This is a genomic window from Prevotella sp. Sow4_E9_plate (genome assembly GCF_052116205.1).
GTDB lineage: Bacteria > Bacteroidota > Bacteroidia > Bacteroidales > Bacteroidaceae > Prevotella.
In genome coordinates this window covers 13,913-28,016 of record NZ_JBQKLN010000003.1, presented here as the reverse complement: position 1 = coordinate 28,016, position 14,104 = coordinate 13,913, and the positions used below count along the sequence as shown (strand labels likewise).

Sequence of the window (14,104 nt, the reverse complement as noted above, 5' to 3'; positions counted from 1 at the left end):
TTAAAAAGGATATTATCATGAGAAATCTTAAGAAATATATATTTATCGGCATGACCGCCCTCTTGGCAACCTCATGCTCCGATTTCCTCGATACAGCCCCAAAGGATGCCCTTTCACCTGTCAGCACCTGGCAAACCCAGGACGATGCAGACAAGTTCCTCGTTGGCTGTTACAACAATTGGCAAGACCAATACAATTCCGGTTGGGGCTGGGATGGTTTCCTCCTGTATTGGGATGGTACAAGTGACTTTGGTTACGACCAGTTCTCCTGGGAGGGTTATACACCTATCGGCAATGGAACTGTGACCGCATCAAGCGGTAGAGACTGGTACGACTTCTCACGCATCCGTCGCGTCAACGAGCTGTTGGCTAACATAGACAAGTGTACTATGCCAGAAACAGCCAAGAAAGACATTATGGCTCAGGCTCGTTGGATTCGCGCTTACCGCTATTTCCTGATGAATTGGAACTATGGTGGTGTACCTATCATCGAAAGCTATGCTACTGCAGAGGAAGCTATGGTTCCACGTAAAAGCGAGCAGGAGGTGAAGGAGTATATCGAGAAGGAACTCGACGAGTTGGTAAACGATATCAATGTAACTCCTGCAGCCCGTGGTCGCATCGCCAAGGGTGCAGCTCTGGCTCTCCGCATGCGCGAGGCTCTCTATTATGGAGACTATGCTACTGCTAAGGATCGTGCTGAGAAGATCATTGCATTGAACCAGTATGAGTTAGACAACAACTATGCTAACCTGTTCAATGTAGCAGGTCAGGATTCCAAGGAAATCATCCTTGCCGTACAGGCTGTAGAAAACGACTACTATAACGATGTGATTGGCCGTATGTACAACAACGCCGATGGCGGTTGGTCTTCTATCGTTCCTAGCTACGGCTTGATCGACACCTATGAAATGGCAAACGGCTTGACCAAGGACGAACCGGGTTCTGGCTATGATCCTACTCATCCATTCAACAACCGTGACCCACGTATGGCAATGACTGTCATCTATCCAGGTTGTGACTACATCAATGGTAATGGTAAAGAGGCTATCTACAATTCGCTTGACAAGACTATAAATGGAGCTTCTAATGCCAACTTTTACACTGCAGCCGACAACAGTTCAAAGACTGGTTTGACATGGGGTAAGTACTTGGCACCTATGAACCAGTATCCTGACATCTGGAACACCACTTGCCAGCCTATCGTCTTCCGCTATGCAGAAGTATTGCTTACTTACTGCGAGGCAGAGAATGAATTGAACGGTCCTTCTGCTCAGGTTTACACCTACCTGAATATGGTTCGTAACCGTGTTGGTATGCCTGATGTAGATGAAGCTAAGTACAATACCAAGGAGAAGCTTCGCGAGTTGATTCGTCGCGAACGTGGTGTTGAGTTCGCAGGTGAGGGTATCCGCCGTGCTGATATCTTACGCTGGAAGGATGCCAGTGGCAAGATGTTGGCTGAGACTTTGCTGAACTGCACATTGGAGCGTCGGGTTGGTACTGTGAGCATGGATAAGTCTGTAGCTCCTGGTATGCGTGCCACTATCAATGTAAATGCTTCTGCAGCTGACAAGAAGATTGAGGATCGTGTATTCAAGACCACCAACCGTTATCTCCCTATCCCACAGGGTGCACTTGATGCTAACTTGCAGTTGAAGCAGAACGACGGTTATTAAAAACAAAAAGTACTGAGTACATTATTCAGAAAGTACTCAGTACTCTTCATCAAAAAAAAAACCACCATCTGAGTTTGATATCCAACTCAAATGGTGGTCTTTTTTATATGATTATTCCCACTCAATTGTACTCTATTTCTGATAATCAGAGAGTTAGCTATTGTCGGGGATATTTATCGGGGACTGTACGAACTTCATACACAACCGTGGTTATCAATCACTTACACGATTTTTACTACTTAAAATCAATTGATTTCAAGCCTCAACATGGAAAGAGCCTGTTGCCCATCATATATAATAAGGTGTAAATACTTAGTAGCGTTTTAAGTAGTCCAAACAAACACAAAGTACTGTATACAAACAGATTAAAGGAAGGGCTTCCACCGTATTCTCCCATTCCCTCCCCCTATAGAGGGAGCGAGGCTTTGACTGTAACCGTTTGCCGTGCCTTTTCCGAAATTTTCCGGTATATTTTTCGGAAAACTTACTAAACTTGATAATTTTATCACTCTTACCTATAATTATTAAAAAGTCAAGGAGTATATTTGAAACGTTGAATAAGAATTTAAAGACAAACACAATGAAACGGACGAACAGAAAATTAAGTAGTGAAACGAAACAAAAGATTTCGTCAGCACTCAAAGGAAAACCAAAATCAAAGCAGCATCGACAATCATTGTCGGCAGCATTAGTCAAATATTGGGCAACAATACCTGTAGAAGAAAAATGAAGCGGAGAGATAGAGTCTCCACTTCACTACTTCTAAAGGTGACAAAACTTGCAAAAACGCAAGAAAATAAAAGTATATACCAATGAGTAATGATAACATTTGACAAACTTAAAATTGTCACAAAAATCAAAGACATTACAGAAATAGATACAACTGTATTTGTCACACAAACCAAGGATGGGAAAATCCTTTACTATAAATATAAGCAAGAATCACCATTTAGCCTAATGATACAAGCAGACTTAAATAATCAAGAACTTGTGATAGAGTTTACAGGTAAAATTCTTAAAGAGGATTATTCACAACTGATAAACCGTAACAACATCGTTAAATGTCTTGAAACGATAAATGACATAGGGATATGCAGAATAGACACCAAGGCTATATTGGCGCATGGGGAAGTCTGTAAGTGCGATGTCACAAAAGATATATCGTCAACACAAATGCAGGAGATAATTACACAGATGAAGCAGAGTCTTAGCAATTATGACAAGTGGACTTGTGCTAAGTACCAAGGCAATGGGCTTGTGATTAGCAATACTGTTAAGACTGACAGATATAAAAAACGACTGAGCATCTACGACAAACAAAAGGAATTGAATAAGGCTTGCAATCGTGAGTTCCTTAACACCATCACCAACAGAAAGGAACTATTAGATTATTTCCAAGGCAAAATCAGATTTGAATTGAACATAGACACCAAGGCGCAGATTAGATTATTGCTTGGAGTGACGGATAATCGGCTTTTCTCTGTACTATCATCAACTGCCAACCCTATTCTAACGGTATTCGATGAAGCGATAAGACGTAATGAAACTACGGCTTATCATTCAGACTTGAAAGAATACATGATGAAACTACTAATCAAAGATTGTCACAATGACTTGGAGGAGGTTGAGGCAAAGGTGAGGGCTATGATACCAAAGACAGTATCTGTCAAAAAGAAGATGCAGCCATTTCGAAACCTATACATGAAAATGCAGAATGAAGTCGCTACCTGTATAGATGTCCGTAGTCTGATAGCTTGATTTTGTATCAAACTATATAGTGTGTCAATTTAATCTTTCAAACAGGTATTGATACACTATACTAAATGTATCAGTTTAACCTAAAAGGTTATTTTCACACAGTTTTCAAACAAAACGCAACCGCAAAATGGAATTATTCTAAATACAGATAGAAAACAGCAAATTCATCAATAGAAATTCTTTAGTCTCATAGAATTTCATTAACTTTGTTGCGTCATATTGCTGTAATAGGCTTTTGACAGACATATTAGAAAAAGCGTATTTCGCTTATACCTGATTTGATGTGAACTTCGACAACTCACAAAATGGAATTGAGGGTATATGTGAAAGGACGCTCCATTTCGGTGTATTCGTATATCAACACGAACATACTGCAAGTGGAGTTGTCTATTCATATCCCAATTCCATGAGCAGTCGAAGGCTTACATCAAGGGTGCGAATAGAAGCTCCACTTTTTTGTATGCCTATTAAAGTAGATTTATCAAACTGCACTGTTTGAGCTGAAGGTGCTTCTAACTTGTCTGTCGCATGGCAATTGTAGATGTTATAAAGCATGAAATTTCTGATACAGAACTTGTAGGTAAGTTTAAGTCAGACAATATAAAGTTAGGCAGTCAGTTGATTGTCTATCCAAGCCAAACTGCATTCTTTGTAAAAGGCGGAAAGATATTAGACGAGTTCACAAGTGGCACATACACACTAAATTCAGAAAACATTCCCATATTAAATAAGGTGGTGAACATTCCATTTGGAGGTGATACCCCTTTTACTGCCGAAGTGTGGTTTGTCAACCAAGTATCACTGCTTGACTGCAAGTGGGGAACAGCAACACCTTTACAAGTAGAAGATCCAAAGTATGATGTGATTGTTCCAATACGTGCTTTCGGGCAATATGGATTCAAAATTACTAATCCAAGAATCTTTCTTGAGAAGTTAGTCGGGAATATGCCAACCTTTGCCGTTGACAAGATTGTGTCTTATTTCCGTGGTATGATATTGTCTAAACTGACAACCATCATCTACAACAAGCTGAAGGAAGAAGGTCTATCTACTTTGAATGTCAATTCACAGGTTGAAGGTCTGTCTGAATATGCACAAAGCCATTTACAAGATACTTTTATGCGTTATGGTATCAGCTTGGAACTATTCAACATCATTTCCATTTCTGTAAAAGAAGACGACCCAAGTTTTGTACGCTTGAAACAAGTCAAAGACGAGGCTGCTCATATCAATATCATGGGCAAAGAGAATTATCGTCTATCTCGTTCGTACGATGTACTTGAGGCAGCTGCTGAAAATGAGGGCGGTATGGGTACAGCAATGGGACTTGGAGCAGGTGTTGGCATAGGAAATGCTGTCGGAGCCATGGCTTCAAAGACACTTTCCAATGGCTTAAACTCTGATGAAGTTCCTCCCCCATTACCGAAAGCATTTGTCTATTACTTAGGCATAAATGGCAAATCTGTTGGGCCAATGGATTTTGATACTATATGCCAAAAGTATTCAGCCAATGAAATCAATGCTAACATATTAGTTTGGAGAAAAGGCATGAAAGCTTGGGATAAAATTTGCAACGTGGAAGACTTTCAATCTTTGTTTGACGAAGAATGTCCTCCACCGTTACCAATAATATAAAAGTATACGACAATGAAGAGAATAGTCTTATTCACTTGCACAACACTACTTATCACCAACTTTTTGTTTGGCCTATTATTGAGTAGTTATGAGTGGCTTAATATGCTTCTCAGCAGCGGAATCATCATATTGTTTGGGATTTTTATGTTGTTGATTGGGATAGTGCAATTAAAAGATGGTTTCAAATCGTCTTTGTATGTGTTATATCCCATCTTAGGATTCATCGAACTTGTATTGTCGCTATTTTCTCCCAATAGAATAATGGATAATTGGGTGATAATAGTGATAACACTTATAGTTGTGTTTCAACTGATATTGTTGTTTATAACAAAAGTTATTTCAAATAGAATCAAATAGTTATGGATAAAAATAATTTAATGGGGCTTTTTGAGACGCAAGAATATATTTCAAGCGAACATCATGAATGGAATGTGCCATCTGAGTTGAAAGACAAAGTGGCCAAAATGGTAGAGAGATACAACAAACGAGCAGAAAAGAAGGGGTATGAAAGCTCTGTTCTCAAATTTGATGAAACCTCTCTAAAACTTAGCGGATTATTTACGCCAAAGAGTGAAAGCCATTCTTATTTTGGCAAATTAATGGAAAGTGGAAATAACGCTGATTTAAGTGGAGACATAATGGGCATATTGGCTCTGTGCAATAAGATTTGCCCTCAATGCGGGAACTCAATTCCTGCACTTTCCAAGGTGTGTGAAGGCTGTGGAAAGAAGCTATTAGAAAAGGGTGACAAATCACAAGAAAAGGATATCATAGCACAAGAAAGCGGTATGAAAGAAAACGCTGTGGAAGAAACAACGCAGCATATAAAATATGTACTATTTGACAAACCTGCTATGGTACAAATCCCCAAAGATATAACCTACTATGATACAGTATTGGCTTTTTTCAAGGATTTCACAGCTATACAAATGAAGAAACCTAAGAACGATGTCAATATGGGTTTTACATTGGACTTGGATAAAATCGGACTTGCCGATGATGAAATGATAGACGAAGACGATATCCGTTTGGGGGTTAGTGCTTTCAATGTGGGCAATGAAATGTTTAGCAGATATAATGATTGCAAACCATTGTTTGAGGAAAATGTAAAAAATGGCAAGCCACAAATCTTTATTTTGCTAAAAGATAATTATGTGGATGTCAATAGATGTGCAGCTTTTGCTGAGGAGCATAAGATTTCATTTGCACAAGAATTTGGCATTGACCCAATAACAAAAAATCATTATGAATCGTTGGTCTTATCATTTGGTGATGATACAGAAGCCGCTACACGTTTCTTTTGTTATGTTTCAGATAATATGCTGCACGTACCTAAAGATACACCTGTTGATGCTTTTATTTTATCAGATAAGAGTAGAAGTAAGGCGCAAAAGGAATTTAAGAGTATGCACTCTTTAAGTGTGTCCGTTCTCGCTAAAGGAGCAATGCAACTATTAAAGAATAAGACAAAGGGTAAGTAAGAATTTAAGTCGAATGTAATCAACAAGACAGTCTGACGAACTGCACAGACGGCACTATTGATTATTGCAAATATTGTATCAAAAAAGATATAATCATGATAAAGAAAGCGATATGTCCTAATTGTGGAGCAGAAGGAACAGTTGGAAGATACTGTGAGTTTTGCGGTACAAAGATTGTGGAGTTGAAAAAAGATACAGAATATTCCACTACTATTAGAAAGACTGTTCTGGATTTTAAAATTTCACAAGATGAAGTAATAAAAATCTTTTTAAAGAATTTAGCTCAAAAGGAAGCTGTACCATCTGATATTTTCAACAAACTTCAGATTACAGAAGTCTCACCTGTTTTCATCCCTATGTATTCTTACATAGGCTCATATCAAGCTAATTGGTCGTGTCTAAAAATTGAGACAGAAAAATACAAGGTTGGAGACGAAACCAAAGAAATAGAAAAGAAATATCCTATGAATGGTGTAGCAGGAGGCAATTTTAGCTTCTTGCTACCAAACTGTGACGTAAGTCCATTACCAACAAGTTTCAATAACTTTTTTGAAAGCATCAAATTTGACAAGACTCTATATGACCAAACAGCTCGTAAGAATCTAAGTTCAGAAGAGCAAACTTATATTATTGAAGAAAAGGGTGATTCTCAAGCTATTGTTTGGAACAACAGCGATTGTGGAAAGTGTTTAGATAGTAATATCCAAAAATCTGTAAACGCTCAACTTCCACGTATTTATGAAGATTTATCATATTCTTGCTCAACAAATGGTGGAGCAGGAAGAGCATTCCTTTTAGCTACTTGGATCATCGACTACAACTATAATGAAGAAAAATATGATTTTATCATTGATGGTACAGGGAACTATATATTTTCAAATGCTCCTATTGATGAGAAAGAAAAAAGCTCATTAGACGAACTCAACAAAACAATAAAGGATAGCAAAGGGAATGCTATATTTGGGGGCTTATTAGGTGGCATATTACTTCTTGTTTCACTTATAGCAATATTTGCCACTACATTTAATCCTGTTTTATTGTTATTGGCGGATACCTTGTGTGCTGTATCTCTTTATCTATTAGGTAAAGTTAAACAAAACTTCAAGGCAAAACAAGAAGCGGAAAATAAAAGAAGCCACATTCTAAATGATTCTCAAACTTTAAAATGTAAAAATCTTACTAATGCTCTCAATACAAATAATTTCGGTATTAATGATTTAGAAATATGCAAAGAATTATCAGCAGATATTTCTAATATGCCAGAGTCCTTGGGTACAAACGAAAATACAACCCAAACAGATGGTTGCGTGCCTATACTTATGGTAATTGGCATTATAATTGCAGGTATTCTGAATTTACTTGCCATCTGTAAAGTTTTACTTAATTAATTACACAGACATAACATTGATTGTTCCAAAAAGATATAAATATGACACAGAAAGCGATATGTCCTAATTGTGGAGCAGAAGGAACAGTTGGAAGATACTGTGAGTTTTGCGGTACAAAGATTCCTTTTCCAAAAGAAAAGCCAACAACAAGCGGTAAGTCAAAAGAGCACAAACCAAGAATTGTTAGATTTTCTACAACAAAGGATGAAGCTATTGAGCTGTTTTTAAGCTATTTGTATGGAAAAAAAGTTTCTTTTGAAAACATTAAGATTATAAATATTTCAACTTACAGTATCCCTTTTATTGCATATAACGTTTATTATGAATATTATTGGACAGGTGAAAATGAAGATGGAATACCTGACAATGGTACTTTAAAAGGCGAAAAAAAATTATCATCCCATCATACGATGATAGTATTCAAAAGCTACCTTCGTTTGATAGCTATAGCATGTTCTATGACAGCGATTTATATATCAAGGAATCGATAGAAGGTAAATATGAAACCGACTTTGATGTAAACATTAGTAAATGTGAAGAGACTCCTAATGAAATTTGGAATAGATTAGGGAAAGAACAATTTTCAAGCAGTATCCGCAGCATGAATCCTTGGTATGATGAGTCTGTAATCTCTAAATTGCAAGACGATGGCGTTCCTATAACTATTCCATTTTACGTTATACATTTCAACCTAGATAGGAAGGAAAATTATTTCTATGTAGACGGACTTGGAAAAGACCGTACCCTCAGTAGTATTCGTACGCATAAATTAAAAACATTAGAAGAACGAGTTGCTCATTACAAAAACTTTGAAAAATATTTAAAGCAAGAAGATTTTGGCTTAACAGAAAATCAGAAGGAGAAATTACTAAAGATGTATTATCCTTCATCTGCCATTGGGGTTTTAGAAAAGAAGAAAGAAAATTTTGAAAAGAAGAAAGAAGAAAAGAAGGAAGAAGAAATTAAAACTAAGAGTATGGAAAATCGTGTTTAACCATATTTTTAGTGGTCGCTTGCTTTATAATTGCAGTTATAGGATTAATACAATATAGCAATCACGCAAAACAAGTTGAATTAGAAGAATACAATGCAGAGATGGCAGAAAAGCATGTAAGAGATTCTATCGAACATGAAAAGGCAATGCAGCAGCAAAAAGAAGAAAGAAAAAAAAGAAATTATAGACCTTCTGCTCCTACACCATCTTTTTCTGATGTTGAAGTTATAGGATTACCCAATGGAATTAAACAAATTCGTATGACAAGCGAAAAAGAGAATTCTATATACGAATTTAACAAACAGGGATTTCTTATCAGCGTTAAGTGCAATAGAGACTATACTACCTTTACTTCTTCTCACAGTTACACCATAAAACAAGGGAAACTAATATCACAGGATGGTAAAGAGGTGGAGTATAACAAGGTTAGCGCAAATGAAGATATTATTTCCTGTGACAACTACACATTGTGCAATGTTACATATGACAGCAAGAACCGTATTGTAAAAATCAAAGATGAATACGACACAAGTACATTTGCCTATGACGAAGAAAATAATGCTCACGAAGAAAGAGAAGATATTTGGGGAAACGCTAAAACGGAAGAAAAAATGTCAATACCTATTTTAGACATCATCGGGAGTTCGATTTACATACCTAAAAATTGGGAAGACAAAATAACTTCTTCAGACGAGCAAGGCAGACCAACAGAGATTGTTTACGATGGACTTCTACACAAAGAGACTGTCAAAATAACATATTGGTAATATTGAAATACAGATTTATGGAGGCTGCTTCTGGCAGCCTCTTTCCATATAACAAGACCCCATATCCAAATCATTTGATAAGCACAAATACTATTTAGCAGAACTCTAAACTAATCATCGTTAACTTTTCTTAGCACAATCTTTTCGTTTTTCTCAGAATAAGAACGTAATTTTGCAACCGCTTTCCAAAATGGGGAGTTGTTCTTTTATTTATTGACAAGCATCAAGAGACTGTTTAAATACAGAACCAACCGAGCAGATTAGCCATTGCCACGGTGGTAAAATAGATGTGAGTTTAAGGCTTGATTATTCATCTTTAAATTAAAATTTTATGGCAACATCAAAAACATCAGAAATCATCTTAGGTCGTGTGGAGTACATCAACGCTTCACACTTTAACTGTTTGTCGTTCTCCAAGACTTCTGACTTGGTGAATGGCATTAACATGCGTCTCAGTAATATGGCAGGTGGCTATCCGTTTTCATTCGGAGACATAACTTGGCGTGATAGTGAGACGCTTTATTTGTGCGGTGAGTTTTCGGACTCATCTGACGAACATCGGGCTATACAGGAGGAAATGCACCGACAGACAAGCGGCTTTGCAGCCAAACGCTTTGTCAAGAACAAATACAAGAGATTCATCCGTAGTGACTTCTCGACATTTCGCATACAGTGGATGCTTTACGTAGTATGGCAGAAGTGCAAGGATAATGCGGATTTTGCCAAGATGCTCTTGCAACTACCAAATGACGCTATCATTATCGAGGACACAACCATACAACATTGCGACACAAAGGAAGTTTGGGGATGCACCAACTTTGAGTTGGCTGCAAGAAGAGCAGAGGTTAAAAAGGAAACCATCAAACAGGCTAAGGCAGACTATCCAAACATATCCAAGGCTGCTTTGAAGCGTTTGGTAAACAGTGAGACTTGCAAAGTCAATGGCATTGGAACGTTTGTCGGTCAGAATAACTTAGGAAAGATTCTCATGATTTGCCGTGATTGTCTTATACAAGGCGTAGAACCACCAATAGACTACGCTCTTTTGGAGTCAAAAGACATTCACATCATGGGCAAACGCCTCACGTTCCCAACCAACAACACACCAATGTCTAACTTACATATAGTGGCATGAAAATTAGCAATACAATCAAAATAAAGAGTGGCAAGGAGTTAAAGCTCTATGGCGGCCAAAAGCACAGTAACAAGAATACCATAAGGTATTTTTGCGAACATGCTGATTTCTTTTACGAACATAGAGAGTTCATTTTCGATAACAGCCGTATGTTTTTGATACCTGTATATCAAGACAGAGATTTCATATACACTTTAGGTGGTTTATTGGAATGGTTGGAAAGTATTACACAAGTGGCTACCATATCGGAGGTAATCAAAGATGTTCTTTTTCAAAAAGACAATTCCGACAGGCTAAGTCGCTTAAAGCAACACTGTAGCCGATACAGCAAGGCAGCAGGAGAATACGAACATCTTACGCTCAAAAACGTTCATGATACAATTACATCATTAGTCAAACAAAGAGAGCATAATTTGGCTGAAAAAAGGATATGGAGTCCATATATAGACAACATCGAATTGCTTTATGAGCATCGAAATGAAATTCTTGCTCATAAGGAATGGGCAATGGCTACAATACCATTGAAAGTATATATGGTATGTCAACCTATCTGTATTGGCACGATGTTAAGACTTTGGGCGAATGAAAACGAGTGGCTTACATATCAATGCGAATGTGGGCACAAGGCTTTCATATATAGCTTTGCAGGTAGTCCGTTGAGTGGCACAACATCAATATCCTACAAGTGCATACATTGCCATAAAAACGGCAATGCCCAAGTTGGAAGTTTCCTTAGCCGTGCGCATACTCTTGCCCTTACGCAACAAGAATTATTCAAGGAGGCAGAAGGTGACGAAGCAATTACGTTGACAGAACTTTTAGACAACATAAAAACAATTAATTTAAAGTAATAAATTATGATTGAAAAAGTAAATCCAAGTCATCCGGATAAGGTGGCAGACCGTATCGCAGGAGCTATTGTAGACCTTGCGTACAAGAAAGAAGAGAATCCGAAAATAGCAGTTGAAGTACTGCTCGGACATGGTGTTGTTAATCTCATTATTGAGAGTAGTGTGAACATTTCTAACGCTGAGGCTGAGGATATAGTTAGCCGTATCACTAAGCGCACAGACTTGAAGGTTTCGCTCGTTATGGTAGCTCAAGACCCAATACTTGCAAGCAACCAAGACGGAGAAATCCGCTGTGGCGATAATGGAATCTTTAAGGGTGTTCCATTGACTGAGGAGGAAAAAGAACTCAGCAAAATCGCTCATGACATCTACAAGCGTTACCCTTCAGATGGTAAGTATGTGTTAGGCAATGGCAAGCTTATTATCTGCCAAAGTAACGTCCCATCAGATGATTTGAAGCGAATCTACCCTAACGCCATTGTTAATCCGCTCGGAGATTGGACAGGAGGAACTGATGTAGACGCAGGAGCAACAAATCGCAAGCTCGGTTCGGATATGGCTCAGTCTGTTTCGGGCGGAGGAGTGCAGGGGAAAGACCTTTCAAAGGCTGATGTTTCCGTCAACATTTATGCTTTCTTGAAAGCCCAACAAACAGATAAAAAGGTTGAATTGTTTTGTGCTATTGGCGATGAAACTATTGACGGTAAACCTTATCGTGAGATAGTAGAAATCGCTCGTCAATACATCAAACAGGTCGGTGGCTTTGAGAAATTTGCCGAATGGGGATTATTCTAACAAGTAAGCGATATGTACCGATTTGATATTGACATTAATCCTATTGTCAACGGCAAAGAATGCCATTTAGAGGGCTATTGCGAAATGATTTCTTCTGATACTTTTAAAGTAACAATGACTAAGCCGTTTGGTGGACTATCCATTATAAAGCACTTTGATGGTATTGGAGAAATGGATATGGATGCAACTTTTTCCCAAGTCGAAAAGGACTTGATAACGTTGTTTGAACAAGAAACGAAGCGCATAGAATCAAAGTAATTACCAATTCTATGTGAACAAATGAAACTGCCAAGTGTTGAATTTTTAAAGAATCAATACTTGGCGGTTATTCTTTTACAGCTCAACACCTTCTTTTGCACAAATAGCCTTTACATTATTTATTAAGCTGTTCAAATCGTCTGCAATATAAGTAGTATTGTCATGCACTATTATAGAATGTAACGAAATTGTGTGAGAAAAAGAAAACAATTCAGATATATTTACATCCAAATGGGTTGCAATAGACTCCAAAGTAGATAATTGAGGATTGCCATTTATAGCTCGGGAAAGGCTTTCGGGAGCTATCTCCATTTTATTTGCTAAATCTTTCAGAGTCATATTCTGATTATTGCACAATTTCTTCACTGTTTGACTTAAATTGACTTTCATATCATTCATTTTTGCTGCAAAGGTAGCAAATTGATATTAAATATCAATCTAAATTATACGATTTAACTTTAGATATCACTAATAATTTGGTTCCAATTGATAATTTATGTACTTTAGCGGCCATAATAGTAACACATAATATCAATACGAATATGAAAAGAGTAGTTATATACGCAAGAGTTTCCACCGTCATTCAAGACTATGACAGGCAGGTTGACGAGTTAAAAGATTATGCGAAGCGCATGAATTATGAAGTAGTCAAAGTTTTCTGTGAGAAAATCAGTGGAGCAAAAAAGGTGGCTGAACGCAATGCGTTATCTGAGTTGTTGAACTATGTGCGAAACAACAAGGTTGACAAGGTGTTAATTTATGAGTGTAGCCGTTTGTCTCGTAGAATCGTTGACTTTCTCCAAGTCATTGAAGAACTAAACGAGCAGAAAGTATCGCTCTATATACATCAAAATGGACTTGAAACCTTGCTTGAAGATGGTTCTGTAAACCCTATCGCATCTTTGGTTCTCGGGATTATCGCTCAGTTTAACAGCATGGAACGTTCTTTAATCCGTAGCCGTATGAAGAGCGGTTATAACCATTTTAGAGATAACGGCGGAAAAGTTGGCAGGAAGACAGGTTATCGCAAATCACAAGATGATATGCGTGAGGAATATGCCGAAGAGTTACGACTTTTGAAAAAAGGTATTTCATTACGAAATGTATCTAAAATCACTCATACAAGCGTGAATACATTGCGTAAAGTGCGTGATTTAACAATTGTTGGCTAACAATTTCATCAAAGGCTTCATCCAAGTAGTATATTTGGAACAGTTAAACAAATGTCTAATGGTAAAAAAATAATGTATGGTAGAAAATAATGTAAAATGCAGTTATATACTGCAATATCCAAAAAGAGAAGAGAGCTTGGTATTTTTTAGTGTTCGTTGTAATGGTATGACAACCAAGGTATCAACAAAAC

14 protein-coding genes and 1 riboswitch are annotated in these 14,104 nt (G+C 37.5%); of the genes, 13 read left to right on the top strand and 1 reads right to left on the bottom strand.

Going from position 1 to position 14,104, the window contains the following annotated elements:
* Window positions 1–17: 17 nt before the first annotated feature.
* The 12 genes from ACTQ53_RS01875 to ACTQ53_RS01820 all read left to right on the top strand — a co-directional run bounded on the left by ACTQ53_RS01875 (window position 18) and on the right by ACTQ53_RS01820 (window position 12,741).
* On the top strand, window positions 18–1,679 hold the full coding sequence (locus ACTQ53_RS01875; protein ID WP_294970011.1) for a RagB/SusD family nutrient uptake outer membrane protein: 1,662 nt from the start codon (window positions 18–20) through the stop codon (window positions 1,677–1,679).
* An 819-nt stretch (window positions 1,680–2,498) separates the two neighbouring features.
* The gene (locus tag ACTQ53_RS01870) at window positions 2,499–3,437 is read left to right on the top strand and encodes a phage/plasmid replication domain-containing protein (RefSeq protein ID WP_441931823.1); all 939 of its coding nucleotides are present in this window, start codon (window positions 2,499–2,501) and stop codon (window positions 3,435–3,437) included.
* Between the two features lie 528 nt (window positions 3,438–3,965).
* Window positions 3,966–5,072, top strand: coding sequence for an SPFH domain-containing protein (locus tag ACTQ53_RS01865; protein ID WP_441199499.1), 1,107 nt, complete (start codon window positions 3,966–3,968; stop codon window positions 5,070–5,072).
* Window positions 5,073–5,431: 359 nt separating this feature from the next.
* Window positions 5,432–6,553 (top strand): hypothetical protein, encoded by a 1,122-nt coding sequence (locus tag ACTQ53_RS01860; RefSeq protein WP_441931822.1) that lies wholly within the window; start codon window positions 5,432–5,434, stop codon window positions 6,551–6,553.
* 95 nt (window positions 6,554–6,648) lie between these two features.
* A complete protein-coding gene (locus ACTQ53_RS01855; RefSeq protein ID WP_441931821.1) occupies window positions 6,649–7,941 on the top strand; it encodes a hypothetical protein in 1,293 nt (430 codons plus the stop codon).
* 41 nt (window positions 7,942–7,982) lie between these two features.
* Window positions 7,983–8,432, top strand: a complete 450-nt coding sequence (locus ACTQ53_RS01850) for a hypothetical protein (RefSeq protein ID WP_441931820.1) — start codon at window positions 7,983–7,985, stop codon at window positions 8,430–8,432.
* Entirely contained in the window at window positions 8,393–8,935 is a 543-nt protein-coding gene (locus ACTQ53_RS01845) for a hypothetical protein (RefSeq protein WP_441931819.1), read from the top strand. Before ACTQ53_RS01850 ends, ACTQ53_RS01845 begins: the two co-directional genes overlap by 40 nt.
* Window positions 8,936–9,036: 101 nt before the next feature.
* Complete coding sequence (locus ACTQ53_RS01840) at window positions 9,037–9,702, top strand: hypothetical protein (RefSeq protein ID WP_441931817.1); 666 nt, start codon at window positions 9,037–9,039, stop codon at window positions 9,700–9,702.
* Window positions 9,703–9,917: 215 nt separating this feature from the next.
* A riboswitch (SAM-I-IV-variant riboswitch) is annotated at window positions 9,918–10,041 on the top strand.
* Complete coding sequence (locus ACTQ53_RS01835) at window positions 10,034–10,837, top strand: NADAR family protein (RefSeq protein ID WP_441931815.1); 804 nt, start codon at window positions 10,034–10,036, stop codon at window positions 10,835–10,837. (Overlaps the previous riboswitch by 8 nt.)
* The gene (locus tag ACTQ53_RS01830; RefSeq protein WP_042518875.1) at window positions 10,834–11,688 is read left to right on the top strand and encodes a hypothetical protein; all 855 of its coding nucleotides are present in this window, start codon (window positions 10,834–10,836) and stop codon (window positions 11,686–11,688) included. The genes ACTQ53_RS01835 and ACTQ53_RS01830 overlap by 4 nt, the downstream gene beginning before the upstream one ends.
* A gap of 6 nt (window positions 11,689–11,694) precedes the next feature.
* A complete protein-coding gene (locus tag ACTQ53_RS01825) occupies window positions 11,695–12,483 on the top strand; it encodes an S-adenosylmethionine synthetase N-terminal domain-containing protein (protein ID WP_441931813.1) in 789 nt (262 codons plus the stop codon).
* A gap of 12 nt (window positions 12,484–12,495) precedes the next feature.
* Window positions 12,496–12,741, top strand: a complete 246-nt coding sequence (locus tag ACTQ53_RS01820) for a hypothetical protein (protein WP_427866483.1) — start codon at window positions 12,496–12,498, stop codon at window positions 12,739–12,741.
* A 75-nt stretch (window positions 12,742–12,816) separates the two neighbouring features.
* On the opposite strand, the gene ACTQ53_RS01815 is transcribed toward ACTQ53_RS01820, so the two are convergent.
* On the bottom strand, window positions 12,817–13,140 hold the full coding sequence (locus ACTQ53_RS01815; protein ID WP_441931812.1) for a helix-turn-helix domain-containing protein: 324 nt from the start codon (window positions 13,138–13,140) through the stop codon (window positions 12,817–12,819).
* A gap of 77 nt (window positions 13,141–13,217) precedes the next feature.
* Here ACTQ53_RS01815 and ACTQ53_RS01810 point away from each other — a divergent pair, with 77 nt between their 5' ends.
* Complete coding sequence (locus ACTQ53_RS01810) at window positions 13,218–13,913, top strand: recombinase family protein (protein WP_441931810.1); 696 nt, start codon at window positions 13,218–13,220, stop codon at window positions 13,911–13,913.
* The last annotated feature ends 191 nt before the right edge of the window (window positions 13,914–14,104 follow it).